The sequence below is a fragment of the Bacillus sp. GM2 genome, from assembly GCF_056155945.1.
Genome location: NZ_JBRKSZ010000008.1, coordinates 1,456,494 through 1,479,291 on the forward strand (window position 1 = coordinate 1,456,494; position 22,798 = coordinate 1,479,291).

Below are 22,798 nucleotides of genomic sequence, written 5' to 3' on the forward strand. Positions count from 1 at the left end.
GATTTCATCACCGGTCCCGCTGCAAAGACCAAAATAAGACGTGCTGCCGTTTGGCGTAATGGAGAAGCGGAGCGGTATCAGGCAATATGAGACCGCTTGCTCCGGGCACCGTGTTTTGTCGGATTTCGGCTTCGGCCCGCTGCAGCGCCCATGGAGAATGATGAATGTCTTCATAGTAGACCCGGTTGTTGTACGTGGTGTACAGGCGGTATCTTTCAGTCAGCCAGTATTCGATGGACCCTTTTTGGGTGGTGAAGGAATCTGACAGCGGGCGGTAGCTGACGCGGAAGGCCGCTTTTGAATCATGCCTTCTGCTGGAAAATTCAATATGGTTTTCTTCTTTTACAAAGTTTATCCCGGCGTGAAAATAAGGCAAGTGGAACATTGTGCGCGCGCCGGCGACGGCTAAGCGCGAAGCGGCGTCAAGACTGAAAAAATAAATGCCCGGTACACCTTTATATGATACATATGTCCGGACATTCAGCTCGGGAAAGCTGCTGATGAAAGGAAAGGGCGGCAAAAAACGGGGCCGCATATTTGTCAGCAGAAAAGGCAAAATGCCGATCCACGCTTTTCCGTTGAATGTCTCCAATTCCAAGGCCGCCGGTATTTGTCCGCGAATGGCTTCAGGATCGACAGCCCAATGGGCAAATAATACATGATTCCATGTTTGCGTCATCATCCACGGTCCTTCAGGCAGTGGAAAAGGGCGGTGAGAAGTATTTTTTATCATAGAACAGCTCTCCTTTGGTTCGAATTTTGACCTGTTTTAAGCACATCCCGAACCTGTTGTACGGTTTTATGATTTCCCTTTTCGGCTAAATCAAAAACGAGGATACAAAAAACGGAGGAGTGATCTGATTTGTTCAAGCATACGAAAGTGCTGCAGTACCCTGCGAAACCTGAAAGGCCCGATCCTGTCTTCGCCAAGAAAATGCAGGAGATACTCGGCGGTCAGTACGGAGAAATATCTGTGGCCATGCAATACCTTTTTCAAGGGTGGAATACAAGGGGAAATGAAAAGTATAAAGATTTGCTCATGGACACGGCGGCAGAAGAAATCGGACACGTCGAAATGATTGCGACGATGATCGCGCGCCTGCTTGAAGACGCTCCGGTTTACGAGCAGGAAAAAGCCGCAGACGATCCTGTCATCGGCGCCATTATGGGCGGAATGAACCCTCACCATGCGATCGTTTCGGGACTGGGAGCCATGCCTGAAAACAGCACCGGCGTTCCGTGGAATGCAGGCTATATCGTAGCGAGCGGCAACCTTCTGGCCGATCTGCGCGCAAATGTCAACGCTGAATCGCAAGGCAGACTGCAAGTCGCGCGGCTGCGCGAAATGACGGATGACAAAGGTGTACAAGATATGCTCGGCTTTCTTTTGGCAAGAGACACGATGCACCAAAACCAGTGGATCGCCGCGATCAAAGAGTTGGAAGAAAAAGAAGGCGTCATCGTGCCCGGCACGGTTCCGGATGAAAATGAAAAAGAAGACATTGCGCATACTTTATACAATTTCTCGGATGGAGAAGAAAGCGCGCAGTTTGATTGGCTGAAAGGGAAGGCGCCGGACGGAGCGGAATTCCACTACGAGAGCGGCCCTGTCGCATATGGAGAAAAACCGGTCTTGAAGCCCGCTCCAAAACGAAGCCACAATACACCTGATTATGGAGAATAAAAAGAGCCGAAACGGCTCTTTTCAGCTTGTCGACAAAGTCACAAAAAAGTGGCTTGATCGACAAGCTTTTTTTGTTAAAATGTGTGTGGAATCTAATTTTTGGAGGTTTTACCATGTTGACCAAACACTCTAAAGATCAGCGTGAACAGCTTGAAGTCGTTGCCTTAAGTGAGCTTGTACCTGAAGACCATTTGGTCAGGAAGATGGAAGAAGCCATTGATTTTTCATTTATTTATCAAAAAGTTGCCCCTCTTTATTCTTCAAAAGGGCGTCCAAGTATTGATCCTGTTGTACTGATTAAAATGGTGCTCATTCAATACGTGTTTGGTCATCGCTCCATGCGCGAAACCATTAAGCGAATCGAAACTGATGTAGCCTATCGCTGGTTTATTGGATATGGATTCTCTGAAAAAATCCCTCACTTTTCAACCTTCAGTAAAAACTATGAACGTCGCTTTCATGACACAGACCTATTTGAAACAATCTTCTATAGGATTTTACGTCAGGCCATGGATCTCGGCCTCGTCGATCCTTCGGTTGCCTTCATCGACAGCACACATGTCAAAGCGAATGCCAATAAGAAAAAGTTTGTGAAAAAGATCGTAAGAAAAGAAACAAGAGCTTATCAGGAACAGTTAGATCAAGAAATTAATGCCGATCGCGAAGCCAACGGCAAAAAGCCCTTAAAGCCCAGGCAATGCTCAGAAGAACGAGAAATAAAAGAAAGTACAACAGATCCTGAGAGCGGCTATTTTGTAAAGGGTGAACGGGAACGCCTTTTTGCTTATGGTTTTCATACAGCTTGTGACCGGAACGGATTTGTGCTGGGGACGGTTGTTGAGCCTGCCAATATTCATGACAGCCAAGTGTTCACGACCCTGTTTCAACAAGTGAAAGAGCGCGTCGCCAAGCCTCATACGGTCGCAGTTGATGCCGGATACAAAACACCGGTTATCGCAAAATTTCTTCATGAAGAAAACGTTCGCCCTGTTATGCCTTACACGCGTCCGCAAACCAAAAAAGGATTCATGAGAAAACACGAGTATGTTTACGATGAATTTTATGATGTCTATATCTGCCCGCAAGACCATATTCTCTCCTATCGCACAACCAATCGGCAAGGTTATCGAGAGTATGCTTCAGATCCAAATCGATGTAAACAATGTCCATTACTACATACGTGTACAGAAAGTAGAGATCATCGAAAGATGATTCACAGACATATCTGGCAGGATCATTTAGACGAAGCTGATCATCTTCGGCATACGGAAGAGAATAAACAAATCTATGCCAAACGTAAAGAGACGATCGAACGAGTTTTTGCCGATTTAAAACATAAGCATGGCTTGCGCTGGACAACCTTACGGGGAAAGAAAAAATTGTCCATGCAGGCGATGCTTGTTTTCGCTGCCATGAATCTGAAAAAGCTGGCGAATTGGACCTGGAAAGGTCCTAACCGCCAGCCTTCTGATCGAAATAATAGAATAAAATGGACAAAAACAGGTCGGATTTTTAAAATCCGACCTGTTTTGTCAACGGTCTGAAAAGAGCCGAAACGGCTCTTTTTTTATTTTTTAAAATGACAAAACACTCCGTAAATATTAAAATAAGTGACAGATTTGCAGATTTTTTTATTGTCAGGTAAGCTTACTATAAAAACAACAGTAAGGAGTTATATCATGAGTAAAGTACTTATTTTTGGCCACAAAAATCCGGATACGGATACGATTTGTTCAGCGATTGCATATGCCGAATTAAAAAAGGAGCTCGGCATGGACGCAGAACCCGTCCGCCTCGGCGAAATCAACGGCGAAACCGAATTCGCGCTTGAGAAATTTAATGCAGAAGTACCCCGCCTTGTGAACACTGTTGCGAATGAAACTGACAGCGTGATTCTGGTTGACCATAATGAGCGCCAGCAGAGCGTCGATGACCTGGATCAAGTTCGCGTGCTTGAAGTCATCGATCACCACCGGATCGCCAATTTTGAAACGAGCGACCCTCTGTATTATCGCGCAGAGCCTGTAGGCTGCACAGCAACGATCTTAAACAAACTCTATAAAGAAAACGGCGTCGAAATTAAAAAAGATATCGCAGGATTGATGCTGTCGGCGATCATCTCAGATTCCCTCTTATTCAAATCTCCGACTTGCACGGACGAAGATGTCAAAGCTGCAAAAGAATTGGCTGCGATTGCCGGCGTTGATGCCGACAGCTATGGACTCGATATGCTGAAGGCCGGAGCTGATTTGAGCGCAAAAACGATTCCTCAGCTTCTCTCTCTTGACGCAAAAGAGTTTACGATGGGAAGCCATAAAGTGGAGATCGCGCAAGTTAACACTGTTGATACAAACGACGTTCTCTCCCGCAAAGAGGAAGTTGACGCAGAACTTGCAAAAGTGGTGTCTGAAAAAGGATTGGATTTATTTGTGTTTGTCGTAACCGACATTTTAACAAACGACTCGGTTGTCGTCGCTTCAGGACAAGCTGCACAAGCAGTGGAAAAAGCGTTCAATGTCACATTGTCAGACAACACAGCGACACTGAAAGGCGTTGTATCCCGCAAAAAACAAATTGTTCCGCCGTTAACCGAAGCCTTAAAAGGTTAAGGAAAGGAAATGAAAAACACCCGAATCATGAGATTCGGGTGTTTTCTTATGCCGTTCTGGATACGGCTTTCCGCAATTTCCGCAAGATCGATTCGTAGAGTGAGATGATCCGTTCAAAAAGCGGCTGTACATACGCTGAGAATCTAAACATAACGAGTGATACAAATAAAGCGACCAAAATGCTGCCTAAAACGTCAACAGGGTAGTGGTGTCCGACCCAAATACGGGAAAAGCCCGTCAATAACCCGAAAGCAATCAGGCAGCTTCCAATTTTCCGATGATAAAGCCAAAAAGCGATCGAAATGGCTAACGCCCCGGTTGTATGATCGCTGGGAAATGAGGCGTCGGCAGCATGATGAATCAATACGTCCACATGGTGAGCGACAAACGGCCTCGGCTCATAGTAAACCAATGACAGCAAATAATTTGCCGCCAATCCGAGAATACCCGTCACACCTGCCTGAAGAACGCTTATTTTATAAGAACGGTTTCCGAAGATCCAGATCAAAAGCAAAATGAGCGCATACATGTAAATTGCTTTTTCTGTAATCAAAATCATAGCGCTGTCCAGGATGTGGTTGTGGTTTGATAATTGATGAATGCGTGTAAAAAGCCAATAGTTCAAAAAATCACCTTTTTAATAGAGTAGTAGTTTTTGGTCAGACAGTTAGGAGACGTATTTGATTTTGCAAAAGTTTCATTAAATGACAGATCGGACTGTATCAGCCTGCATGAAAAAAGCCGGGCAATCCCGGCCCGGCGAGGTTGAACGGCTTATTCAGCCATTGATATATCCCGCTTCCCCTTTGCGAGTGCGGATTTTTGGCTCCATGTATACAGAAACAGATTGATGAGCACAAAAACGCCTGAGAATAAATAGATGTTTGAAAAACCGGCTTGTGCCACAACCAACCCGAAAACATAGGATCCGACTGCGATCCCGGTATCAAACAGCGTAAAATAAGTCGCCGTTGCATAGCCGCTCCGGTGAGGCGGCGAAGCCTGAATCGCCAAGGTCTGAAGGCACGGCGTGATAGATCCGTAGCCGATGCCGATGACAGCTCCGGATAGCAAAAGCATCCCGCTGCTGTTTGTAAAAGCAAGCAGGAAAAGCCCGGCGCAAAAAATGATAATGGACGGATAAATGACGACTCCGGGGCCGACTTTATCATACAGTTTTCCCGTAAACGGCCGCGTGATCATCATTGTCACCGCGAACACCATAAAGAAATAGCTGCTTGCTTCAATAAGGCCGAGAGATTTGGCATAAACAGAGATGAAGGAAATGACGCTTGAATAACAAAACGACACGAACAATCCGACCGTGGCAATCCGAATCGCGCCCTTTTCAAACATGTTGGAAAAAGACAACCTGAACACAGCCGAACGGATGTCGTTTCCTTTAGGAATCCGGACCAGTGCCGTGCAGAGGATGGCCACAGTGACGATTCCTGAAAATAAAATAAACAGATCGGAAAAACTCATTTTATCCAGCAGGTTCAACGCGATAAACGGACCGATGACAACCGCCAAATTCATCGACATGGCAAAGTAGCCCAAACCTTCCCCGCGGCGGGCCGGCGGAATTAAATCGGCTGCAATTGCACTCGTCACCGTCGTGATGATGCTGAACCAAATGCCTTGGAAAAAGCGAATGCCAAGCAGCAGGTAGATATCATGAATGAAGATATAAAGAAATGATGCCAAAGTAAACAGCACGACGCTGATGAGCGCCATTCTTTTTTTGCCAAAACGTTCAATAACGGCTCCCGAAAACGGCCTCGCAAAAATCGCGGACAGCATGAAGCCGCTGATCAAAAGGCCGCCTTCTGACTCGGAGCCGCCGAGCTCCTGCATCGCATAGACCGGAAGCACGGTCAACAGTGCGTAAAAATAGACGAATATAAATAAATTAATCAAAACGACCATGATAAAATCCCTGGTCCAAATGGGTTCAGCTTGCTTCATAGGCTACAACTCCTCCTGATGTCCTTCTAATAATTGATTTAACAGCCTTTGAAATGTTTTTTTATCCCGTTCTTCAAATACGGAAAGGATTTCCTCTTCAAATTCTTGCATTTTTAATTGAATGTCATCATATTTAATTTTGGCTTCTTCTGTCATTTTGACGACTTTTTCCCGTTTGTCATCGCCCTGTATCCGTTCTACCCAGCCGTTTTTTTCGAGGCGGCTGACGGTTCTCGTCACAGTCGGCGCCTCGACGTGCAAGTAAGTCCAAATGTCTTTTTGCGTCATCGGTCCGCAGGTGTGAAGACAGTATAGGATCGACCACTGTGAACCGTAAAGGCCGTATCCTTCGAGCTGTTCATTCGTTTTTTTAGCAACCATCCGCGTGCTTTGATTGAGCTGGTGAATAATCTTTCGATTGATATGTTCCATTCCCGGACTCCTTCAAAATAGTTACCTAGGTAAATAATAAACTTTATTCATTTTACCGGAAGCCAAGATTAGTGTAAAGTTAAAATTTTTGAAGCCCGAAATAAAATTATCAGAGAAACCCCTTGTCCTCCTTGAGTTTTTAGCATAATCCCATTTAAATGCTAATACACTGATACAAACCTAACAAAGAGAGTGTTTGAGGTGAGGGATCGTGGGAGTATTTCAAAATTCTACTTGGAAAAGCATAAAACGAAGAAGCTGCGCAAATAGCGAATTTTTTCACAAGACGGATCTCATTTCACACTTCTCACATCCATTTTAGGGAGGTCGAGTGGTGTGCACGATTACATCAAAGAGCGAACAATCAAGATAGGGAAGTACATCGTGGAGACGAAAAAAACGGTTCGTGTGATAGCGAAGGAGTTTGGTGTTTCCAAAAGTACCGTTCACAAGGATTTGACAGAAAGGCTGCCTGAAATTAATCCTGACCTGGCCAATGAAGTAAAAGAAATTCTTGATTATCATAAATCAATCAGACATTTGCGGGGCGGAGAAGCGACAAAACTAAAATACAAGAAAGAGGAAATCTTTGAAAGAGAACCCGTGCAATAAGGAATAATGGCTCAGAAACGAGCAGCGTTTATCAGAAATTCCCGGTATCCTCCGTAAAAAGCCACAAAAATTTTATGAAGAACTTTAATAAGCTCTCTTTTTTTTCTAATATTTATGATAAAATATATAATTAGGGCAGAATGTGGACATTGCTGTGAAACAGATTTCGAGGAGGATATAGATAGATGTTTGCAAGGGATATTGGTATTGACCTTGGTACAGCGAATGTGCTGATCCATGTCAAAGGAAAAGGTATTGTCTTAAATGAACCATCAGTCGTTGCTCTTGACAAAAACAATGGGAAAGTGCTCGCTGTCGGTGAAGAAGCAAGGAGAATGGTAGGACGTACACCTGGGAATATTGTTGCGATACGTCCATTAAAAGACGGCGTCATTGCCGATTTTGAAGTAACGGAAGCCATGCTGAAGCATTTCATTAACAAGCTGAATGTAAAAGGTCTTTTCTCAAAGCCGCGCATGCTGATTTGCTGCCCTACAAATATTACTTCTGTGGAGCAGAAGGCTATCAGAGAAGCTGCCGAAAAAAGCGGCGGAAAGCATGTCTATTTGGAGGAAGAGCCTAAGGTGGCCGCAATTGGAGCGGGAATGGATATTTTCCAGCCAAGCGGAAACATGGTAGTTGATATCGGCGGTGGAACGACAGATATCGCAGTCATCTCAATGGGCGATATTGTCACCGCCTCTTCTATTAAAATGGCTGGGGACAAGTTTGATCTTGAAATCTTGAATTACATCAAACGCGAGTACAAGCTGCTCATAGGCGAACGGACAGCCGAAGACATTAAGATTAAAGTCGCAACTGTTTTCCCAGACGCACGTCACGAGGAAATTTCCATCCGCGGCCGCGACATGGTCACAGGATTGCCGAGAACCATTACGGTAACGAGCAAAGAGGTGGAAGAAGCGCTGCGCGAATCTGTATCTGTCATTGTACAGGCTGCCAAGCAGGTGCTCGAAAGAACGCCGCCTGAGCTGTCAGCCGACATTATCGACAGAGGCGTTATCATTACAGGAGGCGGCGCATTGTTAAACGGTCTTGACCAGCTTCTTGCCGAAGAACTGAAAGTGCCGGTTCTCGTTGCCGAAAATCCGATGGATTGTGTGGCAGTCGGTACGGGTGTCATGCTTGATAACATGGACAAGCTTCCTAAGCGCAAACTGAGCTGATCAGAAGCCTCATTCTTTTTTAGAATGAGGTTTTTTATGTGAAATGCTTTAAAGGAACCGAATGGCTGCCGATAAAAAGAGTAGTATGTTTGAATACCATTATAGAACAAATGTTCTGTATTAGCAAATATAAATTGCAAGCCTTTCGCAAAAGAGGTTTTTTTCGATAGGAAACTCTGGAGCATGACACTTATTTGAGGTGAAATGATGTTAAAAGGACTTTATACAGCGACTTCAGCAATGATCACCCAGCAGCGCCGCACAGAGATGCTGACGAATAATATCGCGAATGCAAATACGCCGGGATATAAAGAAGACCAAGGATCAATCCGTTCTTTCCCGGAAATGCTTTTGAGCCGGATTGAATCCGATTCTGTCAAGGCAGGCAGCGCTTCGCGTTCGTTTTCAACACAGACGCCGATCGGTTCTATCAATACAGGAGTTTACATGCAGGAACTGAAGCCTCAATTCTCGCAGGGCGATCTGCAAAGCACGAATGAGCCGACAGATATCGCAATCAGCGAAACCGAAGTTCCGGTCAACGGGGAAACAAACGATAAAGCAGCACTTTTCTACGCGGTTCGGCTTGAAAATGGGGATGTACGCTATTCAAGAAGCAGCCGTTTTTCTTTAAATGAAAATAATCAATTGACAATAAACGGCCGACTCGTCCTTTCAACGGAAAACCGGCCGATTACGGTGGGAAGCGAGAATTTTCAAGTCGCTGAGGACGGAACGGTGACTGAAAACGGCCAAAACCTTGGAAGGATCGATGTCAGAATCGCGCTCGATACGAGAAATTTAGCAAGAGAAGGCGATGATCTGTATCGTACTGAAAACGGTGAGGCGCTGCCAAGCGCAGTCGGCAACCCCGAAGTCACTTATTCTGTCAAGCAGGGGATGACGGAACGGTCGAATGTCGACGTGACGAGAGCCTATACGGAAATGACTGCTGCCTACCGCTCGTTTGAAGCCAACCAAAAAGTTCTTCAAGCTTATGATAAAAGCATGGAAAAGGCGGCCAATGAGATTGGAAGGATCGGATAAATGACCGATCGCGATCAGCGTAAATGGAGGATGTGGAAAAACGATGCTTAGATCCATGATCACGGCTTCAAACACAATGTTTGAACTGCAAAAACAAATTGATAATATCAGCCATAATCTTGCAAATACCGATACAACGGGATATAAGGCGAAAAACACGAGCTTTTCGGAGCTGATCAGGCAGCAGATTGAACAGGTAAACGAGAAAAATAATGAAGTAGCGGCAAGCAGAAAGACGCCGTCCGGACTTCGGCTCGGCGTCGGAGCCGTCATGACCGACCGGCTGACACATAAACAGGGAAGCCTTAAGGAGACGGGCCGCGATCTTGATATTGCACTGACTTCTCCTTATCAGTACTTCCAGGTCAATGTCGACGGGGAAGTGCAATATACAAGAGACGGAGCATTTTACCTGACGCCTGCGGCTGGTAACGCCAACCAGATGCAGCTGGTGACGAAAGAAGGGCATGCCGTTCTTGACGAAAACGGAAATCCCATCAGCTTCAACCAGCGCTATAAACACATCAAAGTCGACGGTTCGGGAAGTGTCACTGTTTCGTCAGACAATCAGGGTGAAGCGCCATTGCGTTTTAACCTGGGAATCGTCCGGGCTGTCAAACCTCAGGCTCTTACGGAAGAAGGAAGCAATCTTTTTTCTGTCAGCGATGAATTGAGAGCAACGGCTCTAATCAATCTGAACGGAGCGGGGCGGCAGGACATTTCTCTAAAACAGGGATTCCTCGAATCATCAAATGTCGATGTATCGAAGGAAATGACCGATCTGATCTCTTCGCAGCGGTCTTATCAAATGAATTCCCGCGCCATCACGATGGGCGATCAAATGATGGGGCTGATCAATTCAGTACGTTAACACAGCAAAACAGGAGCCGGCCAAACGACGTTTGGTTCAGGCTCTTTTTATTTTCATTTTCAGCGTTGTCTCTCATCTTTTGTTGAAAAAGATTCCGTTTCATAATATACTTCCAGATGTACAGAATAAGGCACTGACATATCATTCTATACATATTTTTCGAAAAAGGAGATGTCAAGGCGATGCTTGATGCTCAGCAAATTAAAGAAATCATTCCCCACCGCTATCCCTTTCTGCTGGTAGACCGTGTGACAGAGGTAGAGGAAGGAAAACGGGCAGCGGGTTATAAAAATGTGACAGTAAATGAAGAATTCTTTAACGGACACTTTCCGGATTATCCGGTGATGCCTGGCGTTTTAATTGTTGAAGCGCTTGCGCAAGTGGGTGCCGTGGCGCTTTTGATGAAGGAAGAAAACCGCGGAAGGCTCGCGTTTTTTGCGGGAATTGACAGCTGCCGCTTCAAAAAGCAGGTCAAACCGGGCGATCAGCTCCATCTTGAGCTTGAAGTGCTTCGTTTCCGCGGTTCCATCGGCAAAGGAAAAGGAGTCGCGAAAGTGGACGGCGAAGTGGTGTGTGAAGCCGAATTGATGTTTTCTCTTGGCGAAAAACAGGAATAATGTAGCAAAATGGGTTTTCGTAAAAGCCCATTTTGTTTTTTTATCATAAAAGCGAAAAGGTGATCATTCATGTGGAAAGAATTTAAAAGCTTTGCGATTCGGGGAAATGTAATCGATCTTGCAATCGGGGTCATCATAGGAGGCGCCTTTGGAAAAATCGTGACTTCGCTTGTCAATGATTTAATGATGCCGCTCCTCGGTCTTCTGCTAGGAGGCCTGGATTTTTCAGCGCTCTCGTTCACATTTGTTGATGCCGAAATTAAATACGGGCTATTCATTCAGTCGATCGTCAATTTCTTTATTATTTCGTTTTCCATTTTTCTATTTATCCGTTATATCTCTAAGCTGAAGAAGAAAGATGCCGAAGAAGAAAAAGCTGCTCCTGATCCCCAGGAAGAATTGCTTAAGGAAATACGGGATTTGTTAAAAGATCAGACGAAACGCTCTTAGAGCTATAGCGAAAAGGCTGTCGGCGAAGACAGCCTTTTCTATATATTTTGTTTAAATGCTTCAAGAAGCCGGTCTCCGGAATATCCTTCTTTCATTAAATCTTCCAAAATCTTGTCGGAGCCTTTCCTCAGCTTTGAGCTGACCATTTTGCCGTCCAATAAGACGGAAACATGCTCGCCTAGTACCGTGATCTTTTTGACCTTCGCTAACAGCTGTGCGGGGCGGTTGCTTTTTTTCGTGATCGTTACATATGTTTTCACTTCTTTGCCTTCCTGAAGGAGGTATTCGAAAAAATACCGGTATTCTTTCGAAACCAGCCCCTCAACCATCCAGTGGTTTTCTCCGTCTTCTTTATTAATGATAAGGCCGTCGATCAGCGGGAACTCCTCGAGCCGCTTTGAAGTTTCATCCTGGCGGACTATTTTTAAATCAATAAGCCTAAAGGTTTTCACTAGTATCACCTCACAAGCTTCCATAGTTGTATAACCATTATAGCACATTCGCTTGGAAGAACTCTTGACCCTGGTTTGTTTATGCAATAGGAGCATATTCGTATTTTAAATTTTGCAAAAAGTATTTTATAATGCTTTATTTTTATTTATACTTTAGGTGATATTGAGCAGGAGGTGACTTATGAACCATTTTTACTTAAAAGAAGTATTTGTGATCGCAAGCAATCCAGCTGCTGACTGCCGTCAATATATGCCTATGATTTGCTTTTCAGCCGGGAACAAAAAGCACGAGATCAGCACGTATGCCAATGAAGGCATCGTGTTTCGCTATGAAACAAAAGACAGAATGGAAATATACGAATTTCAAGTAACGATTAAACAGAAAGAGTTGTCATTCCGTTTGTATGCTTGGGACGGGGGCTCATATGTCCGCGTATACTCAGAGCGGTGGCTGGCATCTCCTGTTTTTTTTAGTTTCTGTAAAATACTTATTTCTCAAATAATAATGAGATGATTTTTTTAATTAATGGCAGAAAGAAACAAAAATTATGACGCGAACCCGGGTTTTTCCGGGTTATTTTTCTTTTATGATGATTTTGCTTAAATACCGATCTCTTATAAACTGGGGATACCCGAACAGGAAGGGAGGGACGAAATGTTTAATGAGATCATGCTGGTCGGGCGTTTGACAAAAGATCCCGAACTTCGGTACACATCTGACGGTGTCCCTGTTGCAAATGTGACGCTGGCTGTCAGCAGGCCTTTCAAAAATGCAGCAGGCGAAATTGAAGCGGACTTTGTCAATTGCACCCTGTGGCGCAAAACTGCCGTGAACACAGCCGAATATTGCGAAAAAGGCTCCATCATCGGGCTGAGCGGAAGAATCCAGACTCGCCAATACGTCAATTCAGAAGGCGAGCGCGTTTTTATTACAGAAGTTGTCGCCCGATCAGTCAGATTTTTGGGAGAAAGCCGAAAAGCCCATGAGCCGGCGGAAGCTTAAACCGTAAGATTCCTTCTATAAACGCCTTTCTTAAAAAAAATCAATCAATATCCCCTTTTTTATCCCCCTGTATGGCCGGTTTTAAATGACCGGTTTTTTTATTTTAGACAAAAAATAGACAAATTTAAATTGACGCCCAAAAATTCCGTATGTATAATGTAAGCGAATACAACAACAAATGATCAATGTTTGCACATATGTGCAAAAGTAAAGGGTGATCTTATGGAAATGAAGGATGATAAACGCCTTCTGATCAAAGTCTGCAAAATGTACTACGAAGAGGATATGACACAGAGCCAGATTGCAAACGCAACAGGGATATACAGAACAACCGTCGGACGCATGCTGAAAAAAGCGCGCGAGGAAGGAATCGTTAAAATCACGATCGATGACCATATCGGGACACACTATGATTTGGAACGGGAGCTCGAACAGCTGCTCGGGCTTAAAGAAGTTTACATATGCGACGCAAAACCGGAACAAACAGCTGAAGACAAGAAGAAACTCGTCGGCAAAGCCGGTGCCGAAATCTTAAAACGCGTCGTGAAAGACGGAGATACGGTAGGCTTCGCATGGGGGACGACGATGGCGGGAATGATCGGGGAGTTTCACGGCGTCAAAAAACGGAGCGCTTCATTTGTGCCGCTTGTCGGCGGTCCGGGCGCCATGGATACGAAATATCACGTGAACAGCATCGTGTACAGCATTGCGGGTGACTTTGGAGGCACGCCCTACTTTATAGACGCGGCAGCCGTTGTCGAAAAAAAAGAAACGAAAGAGGAAATCGTCAAGTCCCACTATTTCAAAAAAATAGAAAGTCTGTGGAACGGCCTTACTGTGGCAGCCGTCGGGATCGGAGCGCCGCTTAGTTCTTCAAATATGATCTGGACCGGATTTTACGGCGATCAGGATATCGAGCGCCTTGAAGAAAAACAGGCGGTCGGAGATATATGCTCGCGTTTCTTTGATCGGTCGGGAGCATTGGTAGAAACAAAGATTCATGACAGAACCATCGCGATAGACATCAACCGGTTAAGGAATTTGGAGTATTCCATCGGTCTTGCCGAATCCCATGAAAAAGTCCCTTCTATTATCGGGGCTGCAAAAGGCCGTTATATTAATATTTTGGTGACAACTGCCGAAACAGCCAGAGAAATTGCCGAGGAGGTAAGAAACCAATTATGATCATTTACTTTATCATCGCCCTTGGAGCTGCATGGCTTCTCCAAAGTATTTTTGGTTTTTTGCAAATCAGGCATTTCAATCGAACATTCGCCGCATACAGACGTATGGGAAGAGTCGCGGTCGGAAGGAAGACCGGATTATTCAGAGCCGGAACGGTCGTCCTGTTTGTCATTGACAAGCGCAATAAAATTTTGAAGGCGTCAAAAATGCAAGGTGTCACCGTCTTTTCAAGAATCAGGCCTTTAAAAGGGTTTGAAGGAAAGTATTTGCTGAAGATCGGACAAGCGGAGCTTGTCCGGCACGACCGCCTCACACGGCTCGCAATTGAAGATGCCTTGAAGACATTCGACATCATCACGAAAGGGGGTGATGTCCCGCAGAAGAAAACACGGTTTCAAAAACTGATGAGCTTTCAAATCAAAAAAAGAGGTGAATTATGAAAAACGTAACATGGCTTGCGGAAAAGTTTATGGACTTATTCAGACATGGCGGAGAAGTGTTTGTCAGTATGCTTACAGACATCGTTCCTTTATTGATTATGCTGCTTGTTGCCATGAATGCCCTGATACACCTGATAGGAGAAAAGCGCGTCGAAGCGCTCGCGAGGAAGTCGGGAAAAAATCCATTAACGAGATACATGGTTTTGCCTGTCATTGGTACGTTCATGCTTGCAAATCCAATGACGCTGTCGCTTGGCAGGTTCTTGCCTGAAAAATACAAACCGAGCTATTATGCGGCTGCATCCTATTCCTGTCATACGCATAACGGACTTTTCCCGCACGTGAATCCGGGCGAGCTGTTTGTTTTCCTCGGGATTGCCGCAGGAATTACGACGCTGGGGCATGAAACGACCGAGCTCGCTCTCCGCTATCTTCTGGTCGGGATTGTGACAAACTTTCTCAGGGGCTGGGTAACGGATATGACAACGGCTTATGTCGCGAAACAGCAGGGCATTGCCTTAAAAGATTCGATTGATCTTAAATAAGAAAGGCGGTTTACAGATGAGTTCCTATCGTTCGGTTGAAGTTTTAAAAGGGCCGGGAGGGTTTGGCGGGCCTCTGGTGATCACGCCTGATGAAGAGAGAAATAAAATCGTGTACGTCACCGGCGGAAACAAACCCGATTTTGCGGATCATTTAGCTGAGCTGACGGGGTGCACACTGGTCGACGGCTTTAAAACGACAGTACCCGAAAGCGAAATGGCCGCTGTGATCATCGACTGCGGAGGGACGCTGCGCTGCGGACTTTATCCGCAAAAGCGAATTCCGACGATCAATGTGATGACGACCGGGAAAAGCGGGCCGCTTGCCGCCCATATTACAGAAGATATATATGTTTCCGGAGTAAAAAAAGAGAATATTAAACTGCTGGGAGCTGTGGAGGAGCCTGAACAGTCTAATATTCCAGAAGAAAAACAAATGCAAAATAAACAAAACCATTATAGCACAGAGAAAAAAATTAGTGAACAGCAGTCACCGAAAGGGATGATGGCGACAATCGGGATGGCCATGGGATCGGTCGTCAGCACGTTTTATCAAGCGGGACGGGAAGCAATTGAAACCGTTATCAAAACAATTCTTCCGTTCATGGCTTTTGTGGCTCTGTTGATCGGCATCATTAAAGAGTCAGGCATCGGAGACATTTTTGCCAAATATTTATCACCATTTGCAGGGTCACTGCCCGGATTGCTATTAATCTCGCTTGTTTGTTCATTTCCGCTGCTTTCCCCGTTTCTTGGACCTGGGGCGGTGATTGCACAAGTTGTCGGTTCGCTGATCGGCGTCGAGATCGGCAAAGGAAACATTCCGCCGAATTTGGCGCTGCCGGCGTTATTTGCGATCAATTCGCAAGCAGCTGCCGACTTTGTTCCGGTCGGCCTGGGTCTTGCGGAAGCGGAAGTCGAAACGGTTGAAGTCGGGGTGCCGTCGGTACTGTATTCGCGTTTTTTGACGGGGGCGCCAACCGTTTTCATTGCTTGGCTGGCCAGCTTTGGCATGTATGACAGCTGAGGTTTTCTTAAGGAGGGAGAATTATGGTCATGCTGTATGAAACAAAAATAACAGAATCGGAGCTCAAGCAACAGCATTTTCAGATGAAAAGATGCTTATATTATTCGGCGAAGGTGCTCCGGATGAATTGAAAGATTATTGCTTATCAATTGATATAAAGCCTGTAGAAGGCGACTTCAATGAAGGCGATGAGCTCATACTGGGCGGCGAGTCATACAAAATCACAGCCGTTGGCGGCGCCGTTCGGCAGAACCTGGCGAATCTCGGGCATATTACGCTGAAATTTGACGGATCAGCTTCGGCCGAGCTGCCGGGAACGCTGTACCTTGAACGAAAAGAACAACTGCCGGAGGTTTCAGCAGGAGACTGTATTCAAGTTAAAAGATTCTCATAAGGAGCGGGTGCAATATGGAGATAAATAAAGGAAAAGTGGCATTGATATGCGGCGGCGGCCAAAGTCTCGGAGAAGCGCTGTCCTACCGCATGGCAGAGGCGGGATATGACATCGCGGTCGCAGACATCAACGGCGAGAACGCCGAAAGGACGGCTGAACATGCAGCCGGTCAATACGGGGTCAAATCGCTGTGGATTCAAGCGGATTTTACAAAGGAAGCCGATGTGGAAAAAATGATCGGCAGGGTCACGGAGAAATTCAATAAAATCGATGTGATGGTGTACAGTGCGGGAATCGCCAAAAGCAATAAGATCACAGATTTTGAGCTTGAAGACTGGGAACGGACCATCGAAGTCAATTTGACCGGGTATTTTCTTTGCGCGAGGGAAACGTCAAAGGTCATGATTGAGCAGGGAAGCGGGTCAATCATTCAAATCAACTCCAAATCGGGAAAAGTCGGCAGCAAACATAATACAGCTTATTCAGCTTCCAAATTTGGAGGCGTCGGTCTCACTCAAAGCCTTGCGCTTGATCTTGCCGAACACAACATTCGCGTGAACAGCATTATGCCGGGGAATTTGTTAAAATCGCCGATGTTCCAAAGCTTGATCCCGCAATACGCGAAAAAGCTCGGCATTCCAGAGAGCGAAGTAGAGCGCGTGTACACCGAAAAAGTGCCGCTCGGACGGGGCTGTACGTATGATGACATCGCCAATGCCATCCTATTTTACGCTTCTGACCAGGCATCCTATATGACGGGTCAATCGATCAATGTAACCGGAGGGCAGGTCATGCATTAAAATACGAGGGGGAAGCGATGATGAACATGCTGATTGATTCAGCGCATATACCGGAGATTGAAGGATTGCTGGATTCATTTCCCGCTGGCGGCGTCACGACAAACCCGGCGCTGATTGCAAGGGAAAAGCAGCCCTTTAAACAGCAGATTCAAGATATTCGGCGGCTCCTTCCCGAGCATCTGCCTCTCCATGCCCAAGTGATCGCCGACCATTGGCGGGATATGGCCGATCAGGCGAAGGCGCTCTATAACTGGCTGGATGGAAACGTGTCGGTGAAAATTCCGGTGACGGCTCAAGGACTTTACGCGATCAGAGAGCTCGCGGCTGAAAACATCCAGACCACAGGGACAACGGTTTATACCGCTGCACAGGCTGTTTTGGCCGCAAAAGCCGGCGCCTCCTATGTCGCGCCGTATGTCAATCGTATTGATCAAGAGTATGGTAATGGGGCGGGCGTTGTCAAAACGATTGTCGGCTTATTTAACACATACCGTTTAAATTGCAAAGTGCTTGCGGCAAGCTTTAAACATAACCGTCAAATTCTTGCCGTCATGGAAGCGGGGAGCCATGAGGCGACAATCAGCCCTGAGCTTTTAAGCCATCCATTTGGCTGATCATCCGGCTGCAGACCGCGATATCCATGCGTTTCGTGAAATTTGGCACTCTCAATATGGAACATTTTCATTTTAGCATGCGAGCCTGAGGACCGGGAAACCGGCCTCAGGCTTTATTTTTGCTTATCATTACTTATGTGTTCTTGATTTGTTCTGTGTAATCGCTTATAATCACTTATAAATAATGAATTTTACTTGTGTAAAGAAGGAATGATCGAGTGTATCAAGAGGAAAGGTTAATTTCCATCATTGACTATTTAAAAGAGCATAAACGGATTTCCGTTGAACAAATATGTTCTTTATTCGGAGTTTCAAGAGATACGGCAAGGCGGGATCTGGTCAAATTGCAGGAGCAAGGCGCTATTATCAGAACAAGGGGAGGGGCGATTCTGCCTACCGTTCATGATGAGGTCAAAGACTATTCTGGCAGGCTGGGCATGGTTTCCGAAGAGAAAAGCATGATCGGAAAAGCAGCCGCTTCTTTAATCAGAGAAGGCGACCGTATGATTTTGGACGCTTCCACGACAGTCCAATCATGCGCCGAGCATTTGCCGGATGTCAATTGCACGATCATCACCAATTCGATTAACCTTGCGGAGGTTCTTTCCTCAAGAAAAGGTGCTGATATCCACCTGCTTGGAGGTAAGCTTCAAAAAGAGCACCGCTTTTTGTACGGCGCCTCCGTCATTGAAAAGCTGTCATGCTATCATGTTGATAAAGCGCTGATCGGCGTGGTGGGGATTTCCGAACACGGGCTTACAATCGCCCATGAGGAGGATGGAATGGTGAAACGGAAAATTATTTCTCAAGCGAAACAAGTCATAGCGCTTGCCGACCATTCGAAAATCGGGAGAACGGATTTTTACCGGTATGCTGAACTCAGTGACATCGACCTTCTCATTACAGACCGGCTGCCGCCGAAACCGTTTCAGAAACTGCTTGATGAACATGATGTCGAGCTGCTCGTGGCTGAACATCACGATACTTAAGGGGGAAAACAGCAGATGAAAATGATTGCGGTCGATTTAGACGGGACGTTGTTAAACAGTGAAAGCAAGATTTCAAAAGAAAACATCGATGCGATTAAAAAAGCGCGGGAACACGGGATTGAAGTAGTAGTTGCCACGGGGAGAGCATCCTTCGATGTTCAAACGATTTTTGAGCCGACAGGTATTAAAACATGGATTATCAGTGCCAACGGAGCGGTGATTCATGATCCTGAAGGGCGCCTTTACCACTCGGTGCCGCTTGACCGGAAACGGGCGGAAGGAATTCTTCAATGGCTTGAAGAAAAGAATTACTATTATGAGGTATTCAGCGATGAAGCGATCTTCACGCCGCAAAACGGCCGCGAGCTGCTTGACATTGAGCTGGACCGCTTGAAAAGCGCAAATCCCGGGGCCGATCTTTCAAGGCTGGAACTCGCGGCTGAACAGCAGCTCAGCCAAAACGGATATGCGTACATCAGCTCCTATACCGACCTGTTTTTAGCGGGAAAAGATGTCAATGTATATAACATATTAGCTTTTTCTTTTCATAAAGAAAAACTGGAAACAGGCTGGCAGCGATTTAAAGATGCGCAAGATATTACGCTTGTCACTTCAGCCGAGCATAACTTTGAAATTGAGCATCTTCAGGCGTCAAAAGGGCTGGCGTTGGAAAAGCTTTCGCGCAAGCTCGGCATTACCCTTCAGGAAACAGCTGCCGTCGGAGACAGCCTCAATGATTTTTCGATGCTGAAGATCGCGGGGAAAAGCTTTGCCATGGGCAATGCGCGCGAAGACATTAAAGAGATGGCTGATGAGGTGACGCTCACTAATGATGAAAATGGCGTCGCTCACATCCTGAATCAGCTGATTGAACAGCAAGTCAAACCGGTTTAATTCGTACATCCTTTCAAATCGGCGTGATGCCGGTACACGGCAGCGTAACGATTGAAGGAGTGCGGTTAAGCAGCAGATGTTATTGATCCGCGGGCCGCCGACATTGTCGGCGGCCTTTATTTATTTTAACGCTGACTCGTGAACTATGAGGTATATTTTCGTTACTTTTTATTCATTGTTTGATATGGTGATGTTTGTTACTATTTAACTATTATTTCAAATTCCAAGAATGGAAGGTGACTTTATCATTAGTTTAAATCCTCGAATTTAGAAAAAGATACTAGAACTCATTGAAAAAGAGTAAATAACAGGTGATCGATTTGGATAATCAAATGAGCATAATGTATGAGAAAGCAGAGCGGCTTTCAAAGTGGGGGAAAACAAAGGAAGCCTTGAAGGAAGCAGAGCAGTTTTTATCCAATTACCCCGACTCACACGAAGGCTATCAATTGCTTTCAAATATATATTTTAATGCGAAAGAATATGAAAAAGCGGTACAGTTTGCAAAAGAGGCTTTAAATTTAGATCCGATGAACTTTGAAATTTTGGCTGTCTTGACTCTTGCATACTATGAATTGGGAATGTACGAAGAGCATGAGGAAATAAATGAATTAATGATTTCTGAGTACCCTGATTATCACTACACTTATGCAATGCACGCTCAATTTCTTTTCCATGATAAAAATGAGTATGAAAAATCGCGTTTTTATATAGAAAAGGCAGTGGAATTAGAACCTGACGATCCATTTTCTCTTGTCGTATACAGTGAAATTTTGGCGGTATTTTTTGAGGATGGATTATCAAGGGCGTGTTCAGACAGAGCGCTTGCCCAAAATGCCGATGATGCCATGATCACGGGAATGGCCGCTTCTGCGGCGCATAGAAGAGGAGATTATGCACAAGCCTTGACTTTAAACAAAACAGCTCTACAAATCAATCCGAACAATCCAGGGATTGTACCCAATTTAGCGTTATACAACATGTGTAATTTTTGGTTTATGAAATACCCGTTGAAAGTCAGGCGCTTCCATGAGAAGCTGCGTGTTAAAAAACCGGTGTTGTTTTGGCCGCTTCTAGTCATTGTGACATTGGTCTTCAAGTGGCTGATGATTCCATACCTGTTTCTCGTCTACAGTACACCTTATATGATGAACGGGCTGGCGGGAGCCCTCATGCAGCGAAAATTGCCCGAACAGATGCGAGGTAGTTCGGTCCTCACATTTTTGGGGTACACACCGATTTGGATCCTTTTTGTATTGCTGATCATTGTGATAGGGATCATATCATTCTTATACAGATTGATATTTTAAATGAATGAAAGAGTGGAAATAATGGAAATACATAAAGATAAACCGGGAACTCTATTTTTTGTTTTTTTCGGACTGCTCAGTTTTGTCGGCACGATGTCTTTGTATGACCGATTTGGGAATCTTCAAATGAAAATGCTGGCGGCTTCCGACAACTTGCTTTTTTGCTCTGATGTAAGCATATTTTACAGCCTGCTGCTGACCTTGATTTGTATACCTTACACCGTTAGAAAAGTGATAATTTCCAAAGGCTATCAGGGGCGCTTGCAGCTTCCTTTATCCTTGATTCTTCTAGTGGTAGGGCTGACGCTGCTATGCAATGCTTTTTTTCAATATCAAAATATCGGGAAAAACAGCATTGTCATGAGAGAAGGGCTAATTTCCAGCACCAAACATTACGATATGGAAGATGTCACTTCTGTCCATGCCTATTATCAAAAAGGGTTAAAAGGCGCACTTTACCTGAAGTATGATCTGACGTTAAATGACGGAAAAAAAATCGATGCCGCCTTGTCCGACGAGTTTTACAATAAAGCTGACGAACTTGATCAGCTCCTGCAGCGGAAAGGAATACATATTGAAAGAAGCGGAATCAAAAAGAAAGATCAGGCCCAGCTGGAAAAACATGCGGGTTCCAAGGCGAACTATAAAGTGATGAAAAGGATCTTAACCGGTACAAATCATAGATAGGAAGGATAAATATGAAGAGGGATGACACGGAAAAACGCGCAAAGGTGAAAGTCATTCAGTTTGATCAACATCAACATGCTTTAACCGAATTAGAACAACACTGTGAAACTTTTGCTGATGTCGGCGGATTAGAAGACATTAAAAAGAAAATCAACATGGACTTTATTTTGCCTTTGCAAAATCCTGAGTATTTTAAAGCGTTTGGAAAAGCGACGGGGGGAAGTCTTCTTCTGTTTGGCCCGCCGGGATGCGGAAAAACATTTATCGCGAAAGCGATTGCCGGCGAGATCAAAGCAAACTTTATACACTTGGAGCTTCAAGCGATATTGTCCATGTATGTTGGGCAGAGTGAACATAATCTGCATGATATTTTTGAAAAAGCGCGTGATAACAGTCCTTGCGTTCTTTTTATTGATGAGCTTGATTCGATCGGGGGGAATCGGCAGGGAATGAGCCAGCATCATGACAGGGTGCTGGTCAATCAGTTGCTGATAGAATTAGATGGTTTAGGGTCGTTTAATGACGGTGTGTATGTGATCGGTGCAACGAATACACCGTGGTATTTAGATCCTGCCTTACGCCGTCCCGGCAGATTGAATAAGATGGTATTTATGCCGCCTCCATCTGAAGAAGAACGTGTCGACATTTTAAATTTAAAGCTGTCCGGCAAGCCGCATGATCAGATTGATGTACTGAAAATTGCCAAAAAGACTTGCCATTTTTCGGGGGCTGATTTAGAACAATTGGTCAGCGATGCTTTAGATCAGGCGATCGAACGGTCGCTTCAGCAAGGAAAGCTGTCGCCTGTCCAACAGACAGATCTTGAAAGCAGCCTTCAAGGGAGAGTGCCTTCAACGCTTGAATGGTTTTCAACAGCGAAAAACTATGCCATGTTTAGTGATGCGAATAAAGAATATCAATCCGTTCTTGATTATATGAAGAGAAATAAGCTCAAATAGGTAACCTCCGCATTTTAAAGAGTCA

The 22,798-nt window shown here is 45.1% G+C and carries 27 protein-coding genes and 1 pseudogene; 23 read left to right on the forward strand and 5 right to left on the reverse strand.

What is annotated here, in order from left to right; genetic code table 11:
• Positions 1-7: 7 nt before the first annotated feature.
• Positions 8-733: a YqjF family protein gene (locus ACVC9U_RS21955; protein ID WP_441391532.1), complete on the reverse strand. Its 726-nt coding sequence runs from the start codon at positions 731-733 to the stop codon at positions 8-10.
• 129 nt (positions 734-862) lie between these two features.
• On the opposite strand from ACVC9U_RS21955, the gene ACVC9U_RS21960 reads away from it, so the two are divergent.
• From ACVC9U_RS21960 to ACVC9U_RS21970, 3 genes are all read left to right on the forward strand, one after another.
• On the forward strand, positions 863-1,684 hold the full coding sequence (locus ACVC9U_RS21960; RefSeq protein ID WP_075751543.1) for a manganese catalase: 822 nt from the start codon (positions 863-865) through the stop codon (positions 1,682-1,684).
• Between the two features lie 113 nt (positions 1,685-1,797).
• Complete coding sequence (locus tag ACVC9U_RS21965) at positions 1,798-3,228, forward strand: IS1182 family transposase (protein WP_016886315.1); 1,431 nt, start codon at positions 1,798-1,800, stop codon at positions 3,226-3,228.
• A gap of 135 nt (positions 3,229-3,363) precedes the next feature.
• Positions 3,364-4,293 carry a manganese-dependent inorganic pyrophosphatase gene (locus tag ACVC9U_RS21970; RefSeq protein WP_075751542.1) on the forward strand — a complete coding sequence of 310 codons (930 nt, stop codon included), beginning with the start codon at positions 3,364-3,366 and terminating at the stop codon, positions 4,291-4,293.
• 46 nt (positions 4,294-4,339) lie between these two features.
• Here ACVC9U_RS21970 and ACVC9U_RS21975 read toward each other — a convergent pair whose 3' ends face one another.
• The 3 genes from ACVC9U_RS21975 to ACVC9U_RS21985 all read right to left on the reverse strand — a co-directional run bounded on the left by ACVC9U_RS21975 (position 4,340) and on the right by ACVC9U_RS21985 (position 6,693).
• Entirely contained in the window at positions 4,340-4,918 is a 579-nt protein-coding gene (locus ACVC9U_RS21975) for an undecaprenyl-diphosphatase (RefSeq protein ID WP_020453212.1), read from the reverse strand.
• Positions 4,919-5,067: 149 nt separating this feature from the next.
• Entirely contained in the window at positions 5,068-6,261 is a 1,194-nt protein-coding gene (locus ACVC9U_RS21980) for an MFS transporter (RefSeq protein WP_075751541.1), read from the reverse strand.
• 3 nt (positions 6,262-6,264) lie between these two features.
• On the reverse strand, positions 6,265-6,693 hold the full coding sequence (locus ACVC9U_RS21985; protein ID WP_441391533.1) for a MarR family winged helix-turn-helix transcriptional regulator: 429 nt from the start codon (positions 6,691-6,693) through the stop codon (positions 6,265-6,267).
• A 336-nt stretch (positions 6,694-7,029) separates the two neighbouring features.
• On the opposite strand from ACVC9U_RS21985, the gene spoIIID reads away from it, so the two are divergent.
• The 6 genes from spoIIID to mscL all read left to right on the forward strand — a co-directional run bounded on the left by spoIIID (position 7,030) and on the right by mscL (position 11,477).
• The gene (gene spoIIID / locus ACVC9U_RS21990; protein ID WP_003185911.1) at positions 7,030-7,305 is read left to right on the forward strand and encodes a sporulation transcriptional regulator SpoIIID; all 276 of its coding nucleotides are present in this window, start codon (positions 7,030-7,032) and stop codon (positions 7,303-7,305) included.
• Positions 7,306-7,490: 185 nt separating this feature from the next.
• Positions 7,491-8,492: a cell shape-determining protein Mbl gene (mbl, locus tag ACVC9U_RS21995; protein ID WP_003185909.1), complete on the forward strand. Its 1,002-nt coding sequence runs from the start codon at positions 7,491-7,493 to the stop codon at positions 8,490-8,492.
• Positions 8,493-8,699: 207 nt separating this feature from the next.
• On the forward strand, positions 8,700-9,539 hold the full coding sequence (locus tag ACVC9U_RS22000; protein WP_075751539.1) for a flagellar hook-basal body protein: 840 nt from the start codon (positions 8,700-8,702) through the stop codon (positions 9,537-9,539).
• Positions 9,540-9,582: 43 nt separating this feature from the next.
• Entirely contained in the window at positions 9,583-10,410 is an 828-nt protein-coding gene (locus tag ACVC9U_RS22005) for a flagellar hook-basal body protein (protein WP_441391534.1), read from the forward strand.
• Between the two features lie 182 nt (positions 10,411-10,592).
• Positions 10,593-11,027, forward strand: a complete 435-nt coding sequence (gene fabZ, locus ACVC9U_RS22010; protein WP_003185902.1) for a 3-hydroxyacyl-ACP dehydratase FabZ — start codon at positions 10,593-10,595, stop codon at positions 11,025-11,027.
• A gap of 69 nt (positions 11,028-11,096) precedes the next feature.
• Positions 11,097-11,477, forward strand: coding sequence for a large conductance mechanosensitive channel protein MscL (gene mscL / locus ACVC9U_RS22015; protein ID WP_075751538.1), 381 nt, complete (start codon positions 11,097-11,099; stop codon positions 11,475-11,477).
• A gap of 38 nt (positions 11,478-11,515) precedes the next feature.
• Here mscL and ACVC9U_RS22020 read toward each other — a convergent pair whose 3' ends face one another.
• Positions 11,516-11,929 carry a YwpF-like family protein gene (locus ACVC9U_RS22020; RefSeq protein ID WP_020453206.1) on the reverse strand — a complete coding sequence of 138 codons (414 nt, stop codon included), beginning with the start codon at positions 11,927-11,929 and terminating at the stop codon, positions 11,516-11,518.
• 181 nt (positions 11,930-12,110) lie between these two features.
• On the opposite strand from ACVC9U_RS22020, the gene ACVC9U_RS22025 reads away from it, so the two are divergent.
• From ACVC9U_RS22025 to ACVC9U_RS22090, 14 genes and pseudogenes are all read left to right on the forward strand, one after another.
• Positions 12,111-12,443: a hypothetical protein gene (locus ACVC9U_RS22025; RefSeq protein ID WP_441391535.1), complete on the forward strand. Its 333-nt coding sequence runs from the start codon at positions 12,111-12,113 to the stop codon at positions 12,441-12,443.
• Between the two features lie 141 nt (positions 12,444-12,584).
• Complete coding sequence (ssb, locus tag ACVC9U_RS22030; protein WP_048350529.1) at positions 12,585-12,932, forward strand: single-stranded DNA-binding protein; 348 nt, start codon at positions 12,585-12,587, stop codon at positions 12,930-12,932.
• A 222-nt stretch (positions 12,933-13,154) separates the two neighbouring features.
• The gene (locus tag ACVC9U_RS22035) at positions 13,155-14,117 is read left to right on the forward strand and encodes a sugar-binding transcriptional regulator (RefSeq protein WP_441391536.1); all 963 of its coding nucleotides are present in this window, start codon (positions 13,155-13,157) and stop codon (positions 14,115-14,117) included.
• Positions 14,114-14,557 (forward strand): transcriptional regulator GutM, encoded by a 444-nt coding sequence (locus tag ACVC9U_RS22040; RefSeq protein ID WP_075751537.1) that lies wholly within the window; start codon positions 14,114-14,116, stop codon positions 14,555-14,557. Before ACVC9U_RS22035 ends, ACVC9U_RS22040 begins: the two co-directional genes overlap by 4 nt.
• Positions 14,554-15,102 (forward strand): PTS glucitol/sorbitol transporter subunit IIC, encoded by a 549-nt coding sequence (srlA, locus tag ACVC9U_RS22045; RefSeq protein WP_441391537.1) that lies wholly within the window; start codon positions 14,554-14,556, stop codon positions 15,100-15,102. Before ACVC9U_RS22040 ends, srlA begins: the two co-directional genes overlap by 4 nt.
• A 16-nt stretch (positions 15,103-15,118) precedes the next feature.
• Positions 15,119-16,126 (forward strand): PTS glucitol/sorbitol transporter subunit IIB, encoded by a 1,008-nt coding sequence (srlE, locus tag ACVC9U_RS22050; protein WP_048350526.1) that lies wholly within the window; start codon positions 15,119-15,121, stop codon positions 16,124-16,126.
• 23 nt (positions 16,127-16,149) lie between these two features.
• Positions 16,150-16,520 (forward strand): annotated as a pseudogene (locus tag ACVC9U_RS22055) (PTS glucitol/sorbitol transporter subunit IIA).
• A gap of 14 nt (positions 16,521-16,534) precedes the next feature.
• On the forward strand, positions 16,535-17,320 hold the full coding sequence (srlD, locus tag ACVC9U_RS22060; protein ID WP_075751536.1) for a sorbitol-6-phosphate dehydrogenase: 786 nt from the start codon (positions 16,535-16,537) through the stop codon (positions 17,318-17,320).
• Positions 17,321-17,340: 20 nt separating this feature from the next.
• Positions 17,341-17,934: a transaldolase family protein gene (locus ACVC9U_RS22065; RefSeq protein WP_441391538.1), complete on the forward strand. Its 594-nt coding sequence runs from the start codon at positions 17,341-17,343 to the stop codon at positions 17,932-17,934.
• A 218-nt stretch (positions 17,935-18,152) separates the two neighbouring features.
• Positions 18,153-18,923, forward strand: a complete 771-nt coding sequence (locus tag ACVC9U_RS22070; RefSeq protein ID WP_020453196.1) for a DeoR/GlpR family DNA-binding transcription regulator — start codon at positions 18,153-18,155, stop codon at positions 18,921-18,923.
• A 15-nt stretch (positions 18,924-18,938) separates the two neighbouring features.
• Positions 18,939-19,817, forward strand: coding sequence for a Cof-type HAD-IIB family hydrolase (locus tag ACVC9U_RS22075; RefSeq protein WP_075751534.1), 879 nt, complete (start codon positions 18,939-18,941; stop codon positions 19,815-19,817).
• A gap of 320 nt (positions 19,818-20,137) precedes the next feature.
• Positions 20,138-21,127 carry a tetratricopeptide repeat protein gene (locus ACVC9U_RS22080; RefSeq protein ID WP_142238574.1) on the forward strand — a complete coding sequence of 330 codons (990 nt, stop codon included), beginning with the start codon at positions 20,138-20,140 and terminating at the stop codon, positions 21,125-21,127.
• A 21-nt stretch (positions 21,128-21,148) separates the two neighbouring features.
• Entirely contained in the window at positions 21,149-21,814 is a 666-nt protein-coding gene (locus ACVC9U_RS22085; protein WP_075751532.1) for a hypothetical protein, read from the forward strand.
• An 11-nt stretch (positions 21,815-21,825) separates the two neighbouring features.
• Positions 21,826-22,773 carry an ATP-binding protein gene (locus ACVC9U_RS22090; protein ID WP_075751531.1) on the forward strand — a complete coding sequence of 316 codons (948 nt, stop codon included), beginning with the start codon at positions 21,826-21,828 and terminating at the stop codon, positions 22,771-22,773.
• Positions 22,774-22,798 lie beyond the last annotated feature (25 nt).

What these genes read in the sequence shown, in the direction of transcription:
- ACVC9U_RS22040 (WP_075751537.1), top strand. Translation starts at nt 14,114, where the DNA reads ATGATCATTTACTTTATCATCGCCCTTGGAGCTGCATGGCTTCTCCAA.
- ACVC9U_RS21965 (WP_016886315.1), top strand. Translation starts at nt 1,798, where the DNA reads ATGTTGACCAAACACTCTAAAGATCAGCGTGAACAGCTTGAAGTCGTT.
- ACVC9U_RS21970 (WP_075751542.1), top strand. Translation starts at nt 3,364, where the DNA reads ATGAGTAAAGTACTTATTTTTGGCCACAAAAATCCGGATACGGATACG.
- ssb (WP_048350529.1), top strand. Translation starts at nt 12,585, where the DNA reads ATGTTTAATGAGATCATGCTGGTCGGGCGTTTGACAAAAGATCCCGAA.
- ACVC9U_RS22075 (WP_075751534.1), top strand. Translation starts at nt 18,939, where the DNA reads ATGAAAATGATTGCGGTCGATTTAGACGGGACGTTGTTAAACAGTGAA.
- mbl (WP_003185909.1), top strand. Translation starts at nt 7,491, where the DNA reads ATGTTTGCAAGGGATATTGGTATTGACCTTGGTACAGCGAATGTGCTG.
- ACVC9U_RS21955 (WP_441391532.1), bottom strand. Translation starts at nt 733, where the DNA reads ATGATAAAAAATACTTCTCACCGCCCTTTTCCACTGCCTGAAGGACCG.
- ACVC9U_RS22085 (WP_075751532.1), top strand. Translation starts at nt 21,149, where the DNA reads ATGGAAATACATAAAGATAAACCGGGAACTCTATTTTTTGTTTTTTTC.
- ACVC9U_RS21980 (WP_075751541.1), bottom strand. Translation starts at nt 6,261, where the DNA reads ATGAAGCAAGCTGAACCCATTTGGACCAGGGATTTTATCATGGTCGTT.
- ACVC9U_RS22025 (WP_441391535.1), top strand. Translation starts at nt 12,111, where the DNA reads ATGAACCATTTTTACTTAAAAGAAGTATTTGTGATCGCAAGCAATCCA.
- ACVC9U_RS22090 (WP_075751531.1), top strand. Translation starts at nt 21,826, where the DNA reads ATGAAGAGGGATGACACGGAAAAACGCGCAAAGGTGAAAGTCATTCAG.
- fabZ (WP_003185902.1), top strand. Translation starts at nt 10,593, where the DNA reads ATGCTTGATGCTCAGCAAATTAAAGAAATCATTCCCCACCGCTATCCC.
- ACVC9U_RS22000 (WP_075751539.1), top strand. Translation starts at nt 8,700, where the DNA reads ATGTTAAAAGGACTTTATACAGCGACTTCAGCAATGATCACCCAGCAG.
- ACVC9U_RS21985 (WP_441391533.1), bottom strand. Translation starts at nt 6,693, where the DNA reads ATGGAACATATCAATCGAAAGATTATTCACCAGCTCAATCAAAGCACG.
- mscL (WP_075751538.1), top strand. Translation starts at nt 11,097, where the DNA reads ATGTGGAAAGAATTTAAAAGCTTTGCGATTCGGGGAAATGTAATCGAT.
- ACVC9U_RS22005 (WP_441391534.1), top strand. Translation starts at nt 9,583, where the DNA reads ATGCTTAGATCCATGATCACGGCTTCAAACACAATGTTTGAACTGCAA.
- srlA (WP_441391537.1), top strand. Translation starts at nt 14,554, where the DNA reads ATGAAAAACGTAACATGGCTTGCGGAAAAGTTTATGGACTTATTCAGA.
- ACVC9U_RS22035 (WP_441391536.1), top strand. Translation starts at nt 13,155, where the DNA reads ATGGAAATGAAGGATGATAAACGCCTTCTGATCAAAGTCTGCAAAATG.
- srlE (WP_048350526.1), top strand. Translation starts at nt 15,119, where the DNA reads ATGAGTTCCTATCGTTCGGTTGAAGTTTTAAAAGGGCCGGGAGGGTTT.
- ACVC9U_RS22065 (WP_441391538.1), top strand. Translation starts at nt 17,341, where the DNA reads ATGAACATGCTGATTGATTCAGCGCATATACCGGAGATTGAAGGATTG.
- srlD (WP_075751536.1), top strand. Translation starts at nt 16,535, where the DNA reads ATGGAGATAAATAAAGGAAAAGTGGCATTGATATGCGGCGGCGGCCAA.